This window comes from Salipiger sp. (assembly GCF_059781815.1).
Genome location: NZ_JBYNAH010000097.1, coordinates 1 through 17314, shown reverse-complemented (window position 1 = coordinate 17314; position 17314 = coordinate 1). Strand labels below are relative to the sequence as shown.

The following is a 17314-nucleotide window of genomic DNA, read 5'->3' as shown; positions in this document are numbered from 1 at the left end:
ATTAGCAATGTCAAACAGCGTGAGAGACAAAAACCAGACCAGTGCGCCCTAACTTAGCGGCGCGCCCGCCCGGATACCTCTCGAAGTCTTGTGTCCGGCGCCGTTTCATCGTCGCCGTGGAGCGCTGATTTAGATCTGGTTGCCCGGATGCGCAAGAGGGTTTTTGCAGTTTTTCGATTTTTTCTTCGCTGACCCCGCGGCAGGCGGCGGGATCTGCCCGATCTCGCATCCCGGGGGCCAACGTGGGTCGAAGCGCCGGGGGCCTCGTTGAGGCTAGCGGAGCGCCTCACACGGCTCCCGCACCCCGACATCCAGCCACACGCTCCGACGTGCGCCCTGCCCCTTCCGCCCGCCGCGCGCAGCCTCAGGGTCGGGCAGGAGTCCCTTCTAGAGACGCGACCACGGCGTTCGGGACCGCCCGGGGCGGCGGAGAGGATCAGCTTGCGTCGCCGGGATCGGCGGCGGCGGGCTCCGCCGCCTCGGACGCGCTGCCATGAAGGCCCGCATAGTGCCCCGCGACCTTCTCGCGCCCGGCCTGCAGCGCCACGTAGAGGATCGGCGTGAGAATGACCCCGAAGGTGCTGGCAAACGCCATGCCGCCGAACACCGCGATGCCGATGGCCTGCTGGCTGCCCGCACCGGCGCCCGAGGCCACGACCAGCGGCACCACACCCAACAGGAAGGACAGGGCTGTCATCATCACCGCCCGGAAGCGCAGCCGCGCCGCCTCGGTGCCGGCATCGAAGATCGACTTGCCAGAGGCACGCAGCTGCATCGCATACTCGACGATCAGGATGGCGTTCTTGGCGCCGAGCCCGATCAGCATGATCATCCCGATCTGGGTGTAGAGGTTGACGTCGCGCCCCGCGATCAGCACCGCCACATAGGCCCCCAAGAGCGCCAGTGGCACGGTGAGCAGGATCGCCAGCGGCATCGACCAACTCTCGTACTGGGCGACGAGAAAGAGATAGGCAAAGACCACCGCAAGCCCGAGAATGACGATCACGATGCCGCCCGCCTCCTGCTCCTGCAGGGCCGAGCCGGTCCATTCGAAGCTGTAGCCCGGCGGCAGGGTCGCGGCCGCGACCTCTTCGAGCGCGGCGATTGCATCCCCGGTCGAGTAGCCGGGATTGGTGTTCGCGGTCAGCGCAGCGGCGCGGTAGAGGTTGTAGCGCGGCAGGTTCATCGGCCCGACGGTGTTTTCGACCGTGACCAGCGTGCGCAGCGGCACCATCTCTCCGGCCTGCGAGCGCACATAGAGATCGGCGATATCGTCGGCGGTATCGCGGAAGCCGCCCTCGGCCTGGATCTTGACCTGATAGACCCGTCCGAACAGGTTGAAGTCGTTGACATAGACCGAGCCGAGATAGGCCTGAAGCGCGGTGAAGACCTCGGAGACGTTCACCCCCAGCGCCTTGGCCCGCTCGCGGTCGAGATCGACGAAGAGCTGCGGCACGTTGGCCCGGAAGGTGGTGTAGCTGCGGGCGATCTCGTCGCGCTGGTTGGCGGCGAAGATCATCGACTTGACCACCGCGTCGAGGTCTTGCGGCGTGCCGGCGCCGGTCTGCTGGATCTGCAGGGTGACACCGTCGCCGCTGCCGAGGCCGGGGATCGGCGGCGGGCTGAAGGTGATGATCGAGGCGCGCGGGATCTGCTGCAGACGGCGCTCGACCCGCGCACGGATCGCCTCGGCGTGCAGCTCGGGATCGGCGCGCTCGTCCCACGGATCGAGCACCACGGCGAGGAAGGCGCCGTTGGCCGCCGCGCCGCCCGAGAGGATCGAGAAGCCGTTCACGGTGACGTATTCTTTCACGCCCGGAGTCTCGGCAACGATCTCTCCGACCTCGCGCGAGACCGCCTCGGTGCGCGCCAGCGTTGCGGCGTCGGGCAGCTGGATGTCGATGGCGAAGGTGCCCTGATCCTCGTTGGGGATGAAGCCCGTGGGCGCGACGCGCGACAGCCCGCCAAGCCCGAACAGCACCACGCCGACCAGAATCAGGCCGATGATCGATATCCGCGCGAGCCGCGACACGATGCCGACATAGCCGTTGCGGGTGATCGAGATCGCGCCCTCGAAGACGCGCAGCAGGCCGCGCGGCTCGCCCTTGCGCGGCCTCAGGATCAGGCTGCAGAGCGCCGGCGAGAGGGTGAGCGCGTTGAGCGATGAAATCACCACCGCGCCAGAGATGGTGACCGCGAACTCGCTGTAGAGCTTGCCGGTGATGCCCGGCATGAAGGTGACCGGCACGAAGACGGCCAGCAGCACCAGCGTGGTGGCGATCACCGGCGCGGTGACCTCGCGCATGGCCTGCCGGGTGGCGTCTTTCGGCGCGAGCCCCTCGGCGATCAGGCGCTCGGTGTTCTCGACCACCACGATGGCGTCGTCGACCACGATGCCGATGGCCAGCACGAGCGCGAAGAGCGAGATCGTGTTGAGGCTCATGCCCGCCGCCTGCATCACCGCGAAGGCGCCGATCAGCGACACCGGGATGGCGACCGCCGGCACCAGCGTCGCGCGCCAGCTGCCGAGGAAGATGTAGACCACCGCAAGCACCAGAACGAGCGCCAGCAGCAGCGTCTGGATCACGTCGTTGATCGAGCTCTCGATGAAATCGGTGTTGTTGTAGGTGACCGCATAGCTCATGCCCTCGGGCAGGGTTTCGGCGAGGCGCTCGATGGTCGAGATCACCCCTTCCGAAACCGCGACGGCATTGGCGCCCGGTGCCTGATAGACCCCGATCACCGACGACGGCACGCCGTTGAACGAGCCCGAATAGGTGTAGAACTGCGAGCCCAGCTCGACCCGCGCAACATCGCCCACGGTCACCTGCGCGCCCTCGACCCCCGAGCGCAGCACGATCTTCTCGAACTCCTCGGGCGCGGCCAGAAGGCCCTGCGCTGTGACGGTGTAGGTCAGCTGCGGATTGTCGCCCCCCGGCGGGGCGCCGACGGTGCCTGCGGGCACGATGGCGTTCTGATCCTTGATCGCCGCGATGAAATCGCTCGGCGTCATGCCGAGCGCCGCGAGCCGCTCGGGATCCATCCAGATCCGCATCGAGTATTTCAGGTTGGTCAGAACGTCGGCGCGGCCGACGCCCGGCACCCGGGCGAGCGGATCGCGCAGGTTGATATTGGCGTAGTTCGACAGGAACAGCTCGTCATAGCTGCCGTCTTCGGAATAAAGCGTCACCATGAGCAGCATGTTGCTGCTCGACTTGCTGGTCGAGACGCCGTTGCGCACCACGTCGGCCGGCAGTGCGCTGTTGGCCTGCGACACCCGGTTCTGCACGTTGACGGTCGCGATGTCGGGATCGGTGCCGACCGCGAAGGTGACGGTCAGGTTGTAGAGCCCGGAATCGGCGCTGCTCGAGGACATGTAGATCATGTCGTCGACGCCGTTGATCTGCTCCTCAAGGGGCGCGGCCACCGACTCTTCGATCGTGGTGGCGCTGGCCCCGAGGAAGGCCGTGGAAACGTTGACTTCGGGCGGCGTGATGTCGGGGAACTTTTCGACCGGAAGGGTCAGGTAGGAAATGATCCCGAACAGCGAAATCACGAGAGAGATGACCAGAGCGAATTTCGGACGGTCGATGAAGAAGGACGAGAACACGGCCTATTCCTCCGTCGTGGCGGCCCCGGCCACGGGCACCGGATCGACCGGCTGCCCGGCGCGGACCCGTTGCAAACCTTCGACGATCACCCGCTCGCCGGTTTCGGCGCCCGACAGCATCACCACGTCGGTGCCGATATTGGCGCCGAGCTGGACGTAGCGCTGCTCGACCAGATCGCCCTCGCCGACCACCAGCACGTAGCTGCCTTGCTGGTCCTGTTGCAGCGCCGCCTGCGGCAGGATGTTGCGGATCTCGGGCTCGCGACGCCCGATCTGGACATTGACGAACATGCCCGGGACGAGGGTCTCGGAGACGTTGTCGAACTCGGCCCGCAGGGTGATCGTCCCGGTGGCCGGATCGATGCGGTTGTCGATGAAGACCACCCGGCCCTCTTCGTCGAACATGCGCCCGGTCGGCAGCTGCACCTGCACCAGAACCGCCTCGCCGGTGCCGACGTCACGGGTCTCTTCGCCCGCCCAGTCGATCAGTGCGACCAGATCGCGCTCCGACAGCCCGAAGGCAACGTTGATCGGAGACATTCGGGTGATGTTCGCCAGCGTCCCGCTGGCCGGGCCCACCACTTCGCCCTGGCTGAATTCGATGCGGCCGATGCGACCGTCGAACGGCGCCTTCATCTCGGTGTAGCCGAGTCGGATCTCGGCCTCGTGACGCCGCGCCTCCGCGGCCTGAAGCCGCGCTTCGGCGGTGGCGCGATTGGCGACCGCCGCATCGTAATCGGCCTGCGAGATGGTGTCCCGCTCGAGCAGCTGGGTGCTGCGCGCCAGGTCGACCTCGGCGAGTTGCAGCGCCGCCTCCGCCTCGGCGACCGACGCCTCTGCCTGCGCGAGCGCCGCCTCGTAGGGCGCCGGTTCGATCCTGAACAGCGTGTCCCCTTCGGCGACGCGGTCACCGTCGCTGGCGAGACGCGCCTCAAGAAAACCTTCGACGCGGGCGCGCAGGTCGGTCGTGTCGACCGCCTCGGCCCTGCCGATGAAGCGCTCGGTCTCGACCACGTCACGCTCGGCCACCTCGGCCACGACGACGGACGGGAGTGCGGCGGCCTGCGAGGCGCTCTCTGCCTCATCCTCGTTGCAGGCGGCCAGCCCGATCGCGGCCAACAAGAGAAGCCCGAAACGAATGGCCTTGTGGTTGTCCCTTAACATGTGGCGACCCACCTCTGTCTGCGACAGTTCAATTCTTTGGATAGGCAAGATAATTCCGACACTAGTCTAGCAGCACCAGTTTTGGGAAGCGACTCTTACGAACGGCAATTCGAAGGGCAAATCGCCACACTAGCGCTCTGAAAACGCTCATTTCCTGCAAACGCTCCGGTCTTCGCGCCGGTCGGTCATCAAAAACCCCGCACTTGGGCCGGGCGCCCCGGTCCCATCGCCTCCAGCCGGCGTTGCAATCGCTCCAAAGAAATCCACACCACCGAAGAGGCGGTCCGTGGGGCGCGAGCGCCGTATCGCAAGCCGCTCCCGGGCCGGCCAAAGCGCCGCTAGGGGTCGAGATCCAGCGCGTCGCTGTCCTTGAGGGTCCGCAGAACGAAGTCCGAGCGCACCTGCGCGACCTCTGGCTGGACCAGAAGCCGGTCGTGCAGGAAATCCGAAAAACTGCCGAGATCGCGTGCTCGGACATGCAGCACGTAATCGGCATCGCCAGAGACCGAGAACGCGGCCTGCACCTCGGGCTGGGCGCGGGTCCAGCGCGAGAAATGGCTGTCGGCATCCTTGCCGTGGGCCCGCAGGTTGACGCGCATCACGACGCGGATGCCGAGCCCGAGCTTGTCGGCGTTCAGCCGCGCCCGGTAGCCCTCGATGTAGCCCGCCGCCTCCAGCGCCGACCGACGGCGCGAGCATTGCGAGGCCGAAAGGTTCACCCGCTCGGACAGCTGGGCGTTGGTCAGCGCCCCGTCGCGCTGCAGCGCATCAAGAATCTGGTGATCGTAGCGATCGAGCGGCATCGCGCCCTCCTGTGCAAGCTCCAGCCTATCACTGCACGATATTTGCATCGAAGACCAGAATTGGCCACTCCTCGCGCATTAATCGACACCATCCCGCCTCAACATGCACACATGGCGCAGAGCTCTCGCGGTATCCTCAGGCAAAGGGAGGACACCCATGCTTGACGCGACCAACGTGACCCGGACCCATGTGCATCAGGCCATCGCGCAGGCGGTGCGCGACCACGGCATCGACACGATGTTCGGCCTGATGGGCGATGCCAACCTGTTCATCGCAGACCATTTCGCGCGCCGGTGCGGCGGGCGCTTCGTGCCTGCGGCGCACGAAGGCAGTTCGGTGCTCATGGCGCTGGCCTGGGCCCATGTGGCCGGTAAGGTGGGCGTGGCCACCGTCACCCACGGCCCGGCCCTGACCAACTGCGTGACCGCGCTGACCGAGGGCGCGCGGGGGCAGATCCCGATGGTCCTGCTGGCCGGCGACACGCCGGTGTCGAACCCGCGCCACCTGCAGGGCATCGACCAGCGCGAGGTGGTCAAGGCCACCGGTGCCGGCTTCGAGCAGATGCGCAGCCCCGAGACCGTGGCCCGCGATGTCGCCCGCGCCTTCTATCGCGCGCAGGTCGAGCGCCGCCCGGTGGTGCTCAACATGCCCGCCGATTTCATGTGGCAGGAGGCGCACGACACGGCCCATGTCCTGAGCGTGTTTGAAACCCGCAGCTATGTGCCCGAGGGCGATGCGCTGGATCAGGCGATCGGCATGATCGCCTCGGCCCGGCGCCCGGTGATCCTCGCCGGAAGCGGCGCCATCGACGCCCGCGACCAAATCATCCGGCTGGCGGACCGGCTCGAGGCGCCTCTGGCCACCACGCTCAAGGCCAAGGGGCTGTTCCGCGGCCATCCCTACGACATGGACATTTTCGGCACGCTGAGCACGCCCGCCGCCTATGACGTCATCGCCAAGGCCGACTGCATCGTCTGCTTCGGCGCCGGGCTGCACGATTTCACCACCGACCGCGGCAAGCTCACCGATGGCAAACGGCTGGTGCAGGTCGACACCGACCCGCGCGCGCTGGGGCGCAGCGTGCACCCGGATGCGGCGCTGGTGGCCGATGCCGGTCTCACCGCCGACAATTTCGTGCACTGGCTCGACGAGGCCGAGATCCCGGCCTCGGGTTTCACACCCGAGCTCGCCCCCCAGACCCTGCGCCGCCATGCCCCGGACCACCGGGGCAAGGTCGCCGAGGGCTGCATCAAGTACGTGCCCGCCATCGAACGGCTCGAGCGCGCCCTGCCCGAGGACCGCATCCTCGTCACGGATGGCGGCCGCTTCATGACCGAGGTCTGGTGCCGGGTCTCGGTGCCGGATCCACGAAGCTTTGTGGTGACGGCGAATTTCGGCTCCATCGGCCTTGGCCTGCCCGAGGCCATCGGCGCCGGCATCGCCGCGCCGAAACGGCCCGTGGTGCTGTTCTCGGGCGATGGCGGCTTCATGATGGGCGGGTTGACCGAGTTCAACACCGCCGTGCGCCTGAAGCAGGATCTCGTGGTGATCCTGTGCAACGACAGCGCCTACGGCGCCGAGCACATCCAGTTCCTCGACCGGCAGATGGACCCGGCGCTGACCGAGTTCGACTGGCCCTGTTTTGCCGAGGTCGCGACCTCGCTGGGCGGACGCGGGCTGGTGGTGCGCTCGGAGGCGGATCTGGAGGCGGCGATCGACGCCATCGAGACCCGCGACCGACCCTTGCTGATCGAGCTGCGGCTCGACCCGCATGACGTGCCCCGGATGCGGATCTGACCCTCAGAGCCCCGGTTGCGATCCGCGCCGGGGCTTTCGTGCCTCCCGGGAGCGGCGAGGTCGGGCTCGGAGGGCGCGCCGCGCGCTCGGGGCCGGTACGAAAAGCCCGGTCTTCAACGCCGCCCCCAAGCCATCCGTCTTGAGAGTAGGCGCCGCGTCGGTCACCCAGGCGTGGTCACGCCGTGACGAGTTTCATCGCCTCCGCCGCGGCGCGGCGGAAGGCGTCGATCCTTCCGCACGCCGCGACGACGCGAGCGATGCGCGGCAGGTCGTCCACCGCAACACCCCAGCGCGCGGCGTTGTAGAGCTGCGGGATCAGACACAGATCCGCCTGGCTCAGCTCTGCCCCGAGGCAATAGGGCCCTTCCGGGTCGAGCATCGCCTCGACCGCCTCGAGCCCGGGGCGGATGAAATGGCGCATCCAGTCCGCGCGGGTCTCTTCGCGGCCCGTCAGCGCCACCGCGTGAGCGGCGACGCGCAGGTTGCAGAACGGGTGGATGTCGCAGGCGATGGCCTGCGCGATGGCGCGCATCCTTGCCGCCTCTGCCGGAGCCTCCGGACGCAGCGTCAGCCGGCCGGTCTCCTCGAGGTAGTCGAGCATGGCGAGGCTCTGGGTCAGCCGCAGCCCGTCGATCTCGAGCACCGGCACCAGCGCCTGCGGGTTGCGCGCCAGATGCGCCCGGCCGCGCTGCTCGCCCGCGACGAGGTCGACGGAGCGGCTCTCCCACGCCAGCCCGGCAAGGTTCAGCGCGATGCGCACCCGCCAGCTCGCCGTCGAGCGCCAGTAGTCGTAAAGCACCGCCTCAGGCATAGGAGCGCGCGGTCTCAAACAGCAGCTTCAGCTCATCCACGTCGCCCAGCCGGTTGGCCAGCAGCAGCACGAGGCGGGCATTGAGCGCGTGGCTCGCCGCCTCGTCGAGCCCCTCATGCGCCGCCATCAGCGCCTCGTAGGCCTCGTCGCCGCGTGTGCCAAAGCCGGTCTCGAAGGTCTCGCGCATCACACCATCTCCTTTTCGCGGCTGCGCCCCATGGCGCGGTCGAGCGCCGCTTTCAGCGCCGCGACCGGCACCTCGTCGTGGAACACCGCCGCCGCGTGGCCGTCGGGCCGGACGAGATAGGCGATGCCGGTTCCGTAGCGCTGCAAGGCATATCCGCTGCGGTCGCCATGGGTCTCGTAGCCGCGCCCGCCCTGGCCGATGCCGAGGCGGCGCAGGCCGATATCGGGCAGCTCGATCTCGCCAAAGCCCACAAGGGTGAACTGCCCCTGCACCAGCGGCAGCAGCCAGCCATTGCCCACCGGCGCATCGAGCATCGGCTGGCCGGGGCGCAGCGGCGCCTCGCCCGGCGTCTGCAGGGCAAAGCCCTCGAGCGAGCAGGGCTGCGACAGGCGGCCCGAGTTGATCAGCCGGCGTGCGAAGGGCTGGTCATGCGCCATGCGCAGCGTCTCGCGGCGGAACAGCGCCTCGATCGGGGTCTTCGGGGTCATGAAATTGGTCGAGCGGGCCGAGTTGAGGATGTTCTCGGCCGAGCCGTGCGAGCGTTCCTCGTGGTAGCTTTCGAGCAGGCTCTCGTCGGCCTCGCCCTTCAGCACCATGGCGAGCTTCCAGCCTAAGTTGTCGACATCCTGAATGCCGCCATTGCCGCCGCGCGCGCCGAACGGGCTCACCACGTGGGCGCTGTCGCCGACAAAGATCACCCGGCCATGCACGAAACGGTCGAGCTTGATGCAGCGGAACTTGTAGACCGACAGCCAGTCGAGGCGAAACGGACGGTCGCCGACGATCGCCCGGATCCGCGGCAGCACTTTCGCCTCGCTGGCTTCCTCGCGGGCATCGGCATCGACGTCGAGCTGCAGGTCGATGCGGTAGAGATTGTCGGGCTGCATGTGCAACAGCGCCGACTTGCCCGGGTGGAAAGTCGGGTCGAACCAGAACCAGCGCTCGGCCACGCCGTGATCGCCGAACGGGCTCTGCTCCATCTCGATATCGGCGATCAGGAACTGCTCCTGAAAGGTCTGGCCGGTGAAATCGAGCCCCATGCGCTCGCGCGTGGCCGAGCCCACCCCGTCGCAGGCAAGAAGCCAGTCTGCCTCGAGCTCGTAGGCGCCCTCCGGGGTCTCGACGGTCAGCGTCACGCCGGTCTCGCTCGCCTTATGGTCAACGACCTTGGAGAGGAAGCGCAGGTCGATCAGCTCGGGGAAGGCGCGGGCGCGGTCGAGCAGGTACTCCTCGACGTAATATTGCTGGAGGTTGATGAAGGCCGGGTACTTGTGGCCGTCCTCGGGCAGCAGGTCGAAGCTGTAGACCTCTTCGTCGCCGTGGAACAGCCGCCCGACCTTCCAAGTCACGCCCTTCTCGAGCATGCGCTCGCCGACCCCCAGCCGGTCGAAGATCTCGAGCGTGCGCTTGGCCCAGCAGATCGCCCGGCTACCGACCGAGACCACGTTGTTGTCGTCGAGCACCACCGAGCGGATGCCGCTCTGCGCGAGGTCGATGGCCATGGCAAGGCCGATGGGGCCGGCGCCGACGATGGCCACCGGAGCGCCCGTGCGGCCGCCGTCAAGCTCGGGCGGGTGCAGAAAGGGCTGGGTCTCGTGGATATAGGCGGGCATGGTCTGTCTCCTCCCAAGGCCTGTCCCGGCTCTCCTCTGCCGGGGCCGGACGGGGCGGATCCCCGACCGGCGGTCTATGTCATGTGGCGCGTCAGGGGCGGGCCGGACCGGCTGGCCGGGGTTCCGCCCGTGATCGCCTCAACCGCTCCCCCGGAGCGGTTGCCGGGCCATGCCCGGACCGGCGATCACCCCTGAAGCGCGGCCCACATCTGCTGGTCGCGCTCGGCGGTCCAGACGCGCGGCGTGTCGATGCCACGGGCCTCGTCATAGGCGCGGGCCACGTTGAACGGCAGGCAATGCTCGTAGATCGCGTAATCGGCGAATTTCGGATCACAGGCTGCGCGCACCGCGTCCCAAGCCTCCTTGAGCGAGCCGCCACGGGCCACCACGCGCTCTACCGGCTTGTAGGTCGAGCGCACGAAATCCGCCGTGCTTTCGAGCGCCGCGGCCACCGCCGCCTCGCCCACCAGCGCATCGCCCCGGCCCGGCGCGATGGCCTGGGGCTCGTAGGCGGCGATATTGGCCAGCGTCTCGGGCCAGTCGCCGAAATGGCCGTCGCCGCAGTAGCAGGCCGAGTGGAACTCGACGATGTCGCCGGTGAACATCACCTCCTGATCGGGCACCCAGATCACCGCGTCACCGGCGGTGTGGGCGCGGCCCAGATGAATGATGTCGACCCGACGCTTGCCGAGATACACGGTCATGCGGTCGCTGAAGGTGGTCGTCGGGCGGGTCAGGCCGGGGATTTCCTCGTGGCCCTGAAACAGCCGCGGGAAACGGCCGAACTCGCTGTCCCAATCCTCCTGCCCGCGCTCTTCGACCATCGCCGCGGCGGTGTCGCTCATGATGATCTCGCGCGCGCCATAGGCCGATGCGCCAAGCACGCGCACCGCGTGGTAATGCGTCAGCACCAGATGCGAGATCGGCTTGTCGGTCACCGAGCGCACGCACTCGATCACCTTGCGCGCCAGCCGCGGGGTGGCCTGCGCCTCGACGATCATCACGCTCTCGTCGCCGATGATGACGCCGGTGTTGGGATCGCCCTCGGCGGTGAAGGCATAGAGCCCCTCGCCCACCTGCGTGAAGCTGATCGTCTTTTCTGCCATGTCGCCTTGTGATGCGAATGCCTTGGCCATGGGGTGTCCTTCCTTATTTTGTCCAGTCGGGCTGCGGCACGGCGGGCAGCACCCTGCCCGTGCACGCGCCAAAGCCGATGCGGTAGCCGTCGCCCTGCGCGGCGCCGCGCAGGGTCAGGGTGTCTCCATCCTCGAGAAAGCTGCGGCTCTCGCCGCCCACCAGCGTGATCGGCTCCTTGCCGCCCCAGCTCATCTCGAGCAGCGAGCCGCGGCTGTCCGGATCCGCGCCCGAGATCGTCCCCGATCCCAGAAGATCGCCGGTCCGCATGGCGCAGCCGCTGCTGGTGTGGTGGCAGAGCTGCTGCGCGGCGGAGTAGTACATCTCGGAATAGTTGGTCCGCGCGATCACCGTCTCATTGCCGCCCTCGGGGGTCAGCGCCACCTCGAGGCCGATGTCGTAGAGCATCGGGCCGGGCTCGGAGAGATAGGGCAGCAAGGGGCGCTCGCGCTCCGGGGTCGAGACCCGGAACGGATCGAGCGCCGCGCGGGTGACGATCCACGGGCTGATGCTGGTCGCCGTGGCCTTCGCCTGGAACGGGCCCAGCGGCTGGTACTCCCATGCCTGAATGTCGCGCGCCGACCAGTCGTTGAGCAGCACGTAGCCGAAGATCATCTCGTCGGCCTCGGCCACCGAGACCATGCCTTGCGAGGGCGTGCCGACGATGGCGCCCATCTCGAGCTCGAGATCGAAGCGCCGGCAGGGCGCGAACTCGGGCAGCTCGGCATCGGGTGCCTTGAGCTGGCCCCAAGGGCGGGTGACATCCGTGCCCGAGACCACCACCGAAGAGGCCCGGCCGTTATAGCCGATGGGGATCGACAGCCAGTTCGGCGGCAGCGCGTTCTCCGGCCCCCGGAACATCGAGCCGACGTTGAAGGCGTGGTTCTTGGCGGCATAGAAATCGGTGTATTCGCTGACCGCGAAGGGCATCTTCAGCGTCACCTCCGCCAGCGGCACGAGATGCGGCTCCACCGCGGCACGGTGCGCCTCCTCTGAGAGCAGCTCGGTCAGCCGCGCCCGCAGCGCCGCCCAGACCTGCGGCCCCGCCGCCATCACCGCGTTCCAGCTCGGCGCCGCGAACAGCGTCGGGTCCTGCCGGTGATCGACCGCGGCCAGGTCGAGCACGGACGCCCCGATCGCCACGCCCATGCGCGCGCCCTTGCCGTCGTCGAACACGCCGTAAGGCAGGTTGTTGAGGGGAAAGTCGCAGCCGGGAACGTTGGCGCTGTCCACCCAGCTCATCATCAAGCTCATTCAAGCTCCTTCCGGGACCGTCGGCCCCTGTTCATCGCACTGTCGCGGCCTGCCGGAATTGGCTTTCCGGCAGCGGCGTCTCAGTCCCAGTTGCCCTCGGGCGTGCCGTCGAAACGCTTCTTCAGGCTGTCCCAGCAGTCGATGTAATCGTCCTGCAGCGGCGCCTCTTTCGCGGCAAAGCGGGTCAGGTGCTGCGGGAAGCGGGTCTCGAACATGAAGCTCATGGTGTTGTCGAGCTTGCCGGGCTGGAGGTCGGCGAAGGTCGCCTTCTCGAACGCCTCGTTGTCGGGCCCGTGCGGCAGCATCATGTTGTGCAGGCTCATGCCTCCCGGCACGAAGCCCTGCGGCTTGGCGTCGTATTCGCCGTAGATGTTGCCCATCAGCTCGGACATGACGTTCTTGTGGTACCACGGCGGGCGGAAGGTGTTCTCGGCCACCATCCAGCGCTCGCGGAACAGCACGAAATCGATATTGGCGGTGCCCGCAACGCCCGAGGGCGCGGTCAGCACGGTAAAGATCGACGGGTCCGGGTGGTCGAACAGGATCGCCCCCACCGGGCAATAGGTGCGCAGGTCGTATTTGCAGGGCGCATAATTCCCGTGCCAGGCGACAACGTCCAATGGCGAATGCCCGATCCAGGTCTCGTGGAACTGGCCCTGCCACTTGATCACCACGCGGCTCTTCACCTCGCGATCCTCGAAGGCGGCGACCGGCGTCTTGAAGTCGCGGCGGTTGGCCATGCAGTTGGCGCCGATCGGGCCGCGGCCCGGAAGCTCGAACTTCTGGCCGTAATTCTCGCAGACGAAACCGCGCGCCGGCCCGTCGATCAGCTCGACCCGGTAGACGAGGCCGCGCGGCAGGATGGCGATCTCCTTCGGCTCGATGTCGATCACGCCGAGTTCGGTGCAAAAGCGCAGCCGACCCTCCTGCGGCACCACCAGAAGCTCGCTGTCGGCGGAGTAGAAATACTCGTCCTGCATCGATTGGGTGACGAGGTAGATGTGGCTCGCCATGCCGACCTGCGTGTAGACATCGCCCGCCGTGGTCATCGTGCGCATGCCGGTGATCCAGGTCAGCGCAGCTTCGGAATGCGGCACCGGATCCCAGCGGTACTGGCCGAGGCTGATCACGTCGGGATCGACGTTCGGCGCCGACTGCCAGTAGGGCACGTCGATCTTGGCGAAGCGTCCGGTGTGCTTCACCGCCGGGCGGATGCGGTAGCACCAGGTGCGCTCGTTCTGGTGGCTCGGCGCGGTGAAGGCGGTGCCCGAGAGCTGCTCGCCGTAGAGCCCGTAGGCGCAGCGCTGCGGCGAGTTCATCCCCTCGGGCAGCGCTCCGGGCAGGGCCTCGGTTTCGAAATCATTGCCGAAACCGGGCATGTAGCCCTCGTGCAGCGCGCTGATGCCGGCGGCGCGGGTGAGGCCCGAAATCTTGCTAAGATCGTTCATCGTCGATCTCCTCCCTCGACTGATTGATGCGAAGATGTTAGTTACTTTTGTAACTAACAAGGCGGAATCCGAAAAACATGGATGACATTGACAGCTTTGAGTTATCGACCTTCACGCCGTTCCTTCTTAACCAGGCGGCAGAGGCGCAAAGCGATTTCTTTTCAGCGCATTACCGCGACCGCTACGGCATGCTCCGAACCGAGTGGCGGGTCCTTTTCCATCTCGGGCGGTACGGTCAACTGAGCGCCAAGGAGATTTCGGAACGCGCCTCCATTCACAAGACGAAGGTGTCCCGCGCGGTCAGAGCGCTGGAGGAAAAGCGATTCCTGAGCCGCGCCACCAGCCCCGAGGACCGTCGCAGCGAACGCCTGTCGCTGCGACCTCCCGGCGAAGAGGCGTTTCGCGTCCTGACGCGCGCGGCTCGGGATTACGAGGCCGCGCTCGACAAGAAGCTCGGCCGGCGGGACGCGCAGAAGCTGAAACAATTGCTGCAGAAGCTGAGCACCTAGCCTGCGGTGACGGCGCCAGACGACTCTGCCTGATCGCGACCCCCGACGCGCTGGCGGCCACCAACACTACCGCCTCTTGCGGGTCTTGCGACCGACCAGAGACACGCCGGTCTCTCAGCCAAGACACGGCAGCACGGGATCGGCGTCGCTGGGCCCGTCTGCAGCGCCAGTGCAGCACGCAGACGCAAGACATCAGCCCAGGGGCCAGGCGTCACACGCACAGGGCTTTCGGCCAAAGGTCTGCGACCGGACCGCCGGCCTAGCGCGCCCTCTCCTCGATGGACCGGGCAATGATCTGCCCGTCGCGGCGCGCGACGAGGGTTTCAGTGCCGTCACGCCGGACCTGCACCGCCTCTCCCCGGTCGAGGTTTCCGAGGTAGACAAGCTCGCGCATCCGGATCGGAGCGCAGCCTTCGGCCGTGGCTTCGACAAGCCGGGTGAAGCTTGGAAAGTAGAGAAGTCCCACGGCGTTGAAATCAAGACCGGCATTCGGCGTGATCAGCGGCGCGCCATGAACCGAGCTGTTGCGCAGCGCCCTCGACGTCGCCCGCGCCCGCCCATCCAGCGCCATGAGCTCCGGACCGGCCGCCGGAAGCACGCAATCGCCCTCGGGCATCGCGCGGACGATGCGGCGGTTGGAGCCGGTCGCGTCATGGGTCACGAAGGTCGACAGCATCAGCAGCAAGCCAATCACCTGCCCGCCGCTGCGGAATTCGTGCGACGACCCGACGCGCGCTCCGCCGGGGCTGGCAAGCCGCGAGCGGATCGTCAGCTCGGCGCCGAGAAGATCGGGCCGCGGTGTCAGCTCGATCCGCGTCGCACAGAAGGCGGCGTAGATCGGGCGGCCATCCACGGCGCGAAAGCCGAACCCCTCCTGCCCCAGCGCGTCGGACAGAAGCTGCCAGTGGATGTCGCCGCAGAACCCGAGCATCCATTGCTCCGACAGCCCGTGCGGCGACAGCTGCTGCATGCCGAGCCGCTGACGGGTCAGCGTCCCGCGGCCGGATGTTCCTTCGTCCAGCATCACCCGGCCCGCCGCGCCGGAACCGCAAGCTGCGCGGCGATCTGGTCTGCGAGATACCGGCTGTCTTCCTCGATGCCGAGAAAGCGCCCCGAACCCCAGGTGTTGAGCCAGCCAAGCCCGATGAAATGCAGCCCCCGATGCGCGGTCACGCCGCGGTCGAAGACCGGCTTGCCGCGGGCATCGAAGACATCGGCCTCAATCCACGCGTAATCCGGGCGGAAGCCGATGGCCCAGAGCACCGAGGTGATGCCCGCCTCGGCGAGGTCGATCTCGGTACGCTCTTCCTCCGGCACCCAGACCTTCTCAAAAGGCGGCTCTTCGGGCGCGTCGATGCCCTCGCGGGCGATGTAGGCGTCGATCTGGGTGCGGATGCCGACATAGGAGCGGTCGGCGTCGTCGAGGTTCTTTGCAAGGTCGGGCAGGAAGCGCACGGAGGTGCCGTCCATGTCCGCGAGAGAGCCATATAGCTCGACGCCATGGTCGACATGGAAGCGGCGCAGGTCGATCTCTTTCCCGCCGTCGCGGCCCGACATGTAGTGGTTGGTCTGGGTCAGCGCCTTCACCGGGTCGGGATGGGTGGCGATGGTGATGGCGTAATGCCCGGCGTCATAGAGCCAGTCGGTGGCGTCGCGCCCGCGATAGCGGCGCGGGCTGCGGGGCGCGGGGCCCACGGCGAGATGCACGTCGCGCCCGGCGCGGGTGAAATCTTCCATCAGCTGCACCCCCGATTGCCCGGTGCCGACGATCAGCACGCCGCCTTCGGGGAACTGGTCGACATTGCGGTAATCGACCGAATGCATCTGCATGATTTCGGGGGCGAGGTTCCTGGCATAGGCAGGCTCGATGGGCGTGTCATAGCCGCCGGTGGCGATCACCACCTGATCGCAGCGCCAACTCCCGATCGAGGTCTCGACGGTGAAGCCGCCGTCCTCGTGCGGCGCGACGCACGTCACCTCGACGTTCTCGCGCAGGTCGGGGCCGGTCTTCTCGGCGAAGGCGTCGAGATAGTCGGTGATCTCGTCCTTCAGCATGAAGCCGTCGGGATCGGTCCCGCCATACTCGCGGTCATAGTGGAAATCGGGCAGGCGGCATTGCCAGTTCGGGGTGACGAGGCAGAAGCTGTCCCAGCGGTTCTTGCGCCACGAGTGGAATTTCCCGTGCCGTTCGAAGACGATGCTCTCGATGCCCTTTTGCTTGAGGCACCACGCGGTCGCGAGGCCAGCCTGACCGCCGCCAACGATCACCACGGGGATTTGCGGAATGTGGGTGTCCTTCATCGGATCGGTCCTCATTGGCTGATGGCCAGACAGGCGATCTCGGCGCCGTCGCTGTCCTTGAACTGGGTGATGCGCGCCTCGATGGCGTCGAGCTGCGCCATGGCCGAGCTGCAGGCAAAGCCGTACTTGGCCGCCACCCGGTTCGAGGCGCGCTCCATCGCGATGCGGCTGCGGGTCAGGAAATCGTCGACGGGATAGCTCTGGCCGGGCTCGAAAAGCTCGGCCACCACCGAGGACGGAGAGTAGAGGCGCTCTTCGGCGCCGTCGGGCCAGCGGACGGTCCAGTAGGTTTCAGGCATGATCGCCTCCGAGGTCGAGATAGGGATGAGTGGCGTGGTCCCAGAACAGCGCGCCGCCGGTCTCGCCCACGAGATGCACGGCGCTGCCGGGGAGGATGCGGCCAATGGGGCTGGCCTCGATGCCGCGATGGGCGAAGCGCTGGCAGACCGCGTTTGCGTCTTCCGGCGCGACGCTGAGCAGGAAGCCGAAACTCGGGAAGCTGCGCAGCCAGCGGTCGAGGGGCACGCCGGGCGGGGTCAGGATCGCGCCGGTGTCGATCTCGATGCCGACGCCCGAGCATTCCGCGAGCATCAGCGCGGTTCCGACGATGCCGCCCTGGCTGATGTCCTTGCCGGCGCGCACGAGCCCGTCCTCGGCAAGCTTGGGAAGAATGTCCAGATCG

Annotated in this window: 15 protein-coding genes; 2 read left to right on the top strand and 13 right to left on the bottom strand. The window is 67.3% G+C overall.

Annotated features, from left to right (window positions below; all coding sequences use genetic code 11):
* Window positions 1–436 precede the first annotated feature (436 nt).
* From AC6RA4_RS12870 to AC6RA4_RS12860, 3 genes are all read right to left on the bottom strand, one after another.
* Window positions 437–3610 carry an efflux RND transporter permease subunit gene (locus tag AC6RA4_RS12870; protein ID WP_500160887.1) on the bottom strand — a complete coding sequence of 1058 codons (3174 nt, stop codon included), beginning with the start codon at window positions 3608–3610 and terminating at the stop codon, window positions 437–439.
* 3 nt (window positions 3611–3613) lie between these two features.
* Window positions 3614–4774, bottom strand: coding sequence for an efflux RND transporter periplasmic adaptor subunit (locus tag AC6RA4_RS12865; RefSeq protein ID WP_500160885.1), 1161 nt, complete (start codon window positions 4772–4774; stop codon window positions 3614–3616).
* 338 nt (window positions 4775–5112) lie between these two features.
* Window positions 5113–5577 carry an Lrp/AsnC family transcriptional regulator gene (locus AC6RA4_RS12860; RefSeq protein WP_500160883.1) on the bottom strand — a complete coding sequence of 155 codons (465 nt, stop codon included), beginning with the start codon at window positions 5575–5577 and terminating at the stop codon, window positions 5113–5115.
* Window positions 5578–5734: 157 nt separating this feature from the next.
* Between AC6RA4_RS12860 and AC6RA4_RS12855 the strand changes: the two genes are divergently transcribed.
* Window positions 5735–7375, top strand: coding sequence for a thiamine pyrophosphate-binding protein (locus tag AC6RA4_RS12855; protein WP_500160881.1), 1641 nt, complete (start codon window positions 5735–5737; stop codon window positions 7373–7375).
* 175 nt (window positions 7376–7550) lie between these two features.
* On the opposite strand, the gene maiA is transcribed toward AC6RA4_RS12855, so the two are convergent.
* From maiA to hmgA, 6 genes are all read right to left on the bottom strand, one after another.
* Window positions 7551–8186, bottom strand: coding sequence for a maleylacetoacetate isomerase (maiA, locus tag AC6RA4_RS12850; RefSeq protein ID WP_500160879.1), 636 nt, complete (start codon window positions 8184–8186; stop codon window positions 7551–7553).
* A complete protein-coding gene (locus tag AC6RA4_RS12845) occupies window positions 8179–8373 on the bottom strand; it encodes a DUF2783 domain-containing protein (RefSeq protein ID WP_500160877.1) in 195 nt (64 codons plus the stop codon). Before AC6RA4_RS12845 ends, maiA begins: the two co-directional genes overlap by 8 nt.
* Window positions 8373–9986 carry an FAD-dependent oxidoreductase gene (locus tag AC6RA4_RS12840; protein ID WP_500160875.1) on the bottom strand — a complete coding sequence of 538 codons (1614 nt, stop codon included), beginning with the start codon at window positions 9984–9986 and terminating at the stop codon, window positions 8373–8375. The genes AC6RA4_RS12845 and AC6RA4_RS12840 overlap by 1 nt, the downstream gene beginning before the upstream one ends.
* Before the next feature lie 185 nt (window positions 9987–10171).
* Entirely contained in the window at window positions 10172–11122 is a 951-nt protein-coding gene (locus AC6RA4_RS12835) for an MBL fold metallo-hydrolase (protein WP_500160873.1), read from the bottom strand.
* A gap of 13 nt (window positions 11123–11135) precedes the next feature.
* The gene (fahA, locus tag AC6RA4_RS12830; RefSeq protein ID WP_500160871.1) at window positions 11136–12374 is read right to left on the bottom strand and encodes a fumarylacetoacetase; all 1239 of its coding nucleotides are present in this window, start codon (window positions 12372–12374) and stop codon (window positions 11136–11138) included.
* An 80-nt stretch (window positions 12375–12454) separates the two neighbouring features.
* On the bottom strand, window positions 12455–13822 hold the full coding sequence (gene hmgA / locus AC6RA4_RS12825; RefSeq protein ID WP_500160869.1) for a homogentisate 1,2-dioxygenase: 1368 nt from the start codon (window positions 13820–13822) through the stop codon (window positions 12455–12457).
* Between the two features lie 77 nt (window positions 13823–13899).
* Between hmgA and AC6RA4_RS12820 the strand changes: the two genes are divergently transcribed.
* Complete coding sequence (locus tag AC6RA4_RS12820; RefSeq protein WP_500160867.1) at window positions 13900–14331, top strand: MarR family transcriptional regulator; 432 nt, start codon at window positions 13900–13902, stop codon at window positions 14329–14331.
* Between the two features lie 259 nt (window positions 14332–14590).
* Here the strand turns inward: AC6RA4_RS12820 and AC6RA4_RS12815 are convergent, their stop codons facing one another.
* From AC6RA4_RS12815 to AC6RA4_RS12800, 4 genes are all read right to left on the bottom strand, one after another.
* On the bottom strand, window positions 14591–15355 hold the full coding sequence (locus AC6RA4_RS12815; protein WP_500160865.1) for a Pnap_2097 family protein: 765 nt from the start codon (window positions 15353–15355) through the stop codon (window positions 14591–14593).
* Window positions 15355–16632 (bottom strand): MSMEG_0569 family flavin-dependent oxidoreductase, encoded by a 1278-nt coding sequence (locus tag AC6RA4_RS12810; protein WP_500160864.1) that lies wholly within the window; start codon window positions 16630–16632, stop codon window positions 15355–15357. The genes AC6RA4_RS12815 and AC6RA4_RS12810 overlap by 1 nt, the downstream gene beginning before the upstream one ends.
* Before the next feature lie 11 nt (window positions 16633–16643).
* Window positions 16644–16931, bottom strand: a complete 288-nt coding sequence (locus tag AC6RA4_RS12805) for an MSMEG_0570 family nitrogen starvation response protein (protein WP_500160862.1) — start codon at window positions 16929–16931, stop codon at window positions 16644–16646.
* Window positions 16924–17314 (bottom strand): AIR synthase-related protein (locus AC6RA4_RS12800; protein ID WP_500160860.1); only part of this gene is annotated, 391 nt, incomplete at its 5' end. The genes AC6RA4_RS12805 and AC6RA4_RS12800, both read right to left, overlap by 8 nt.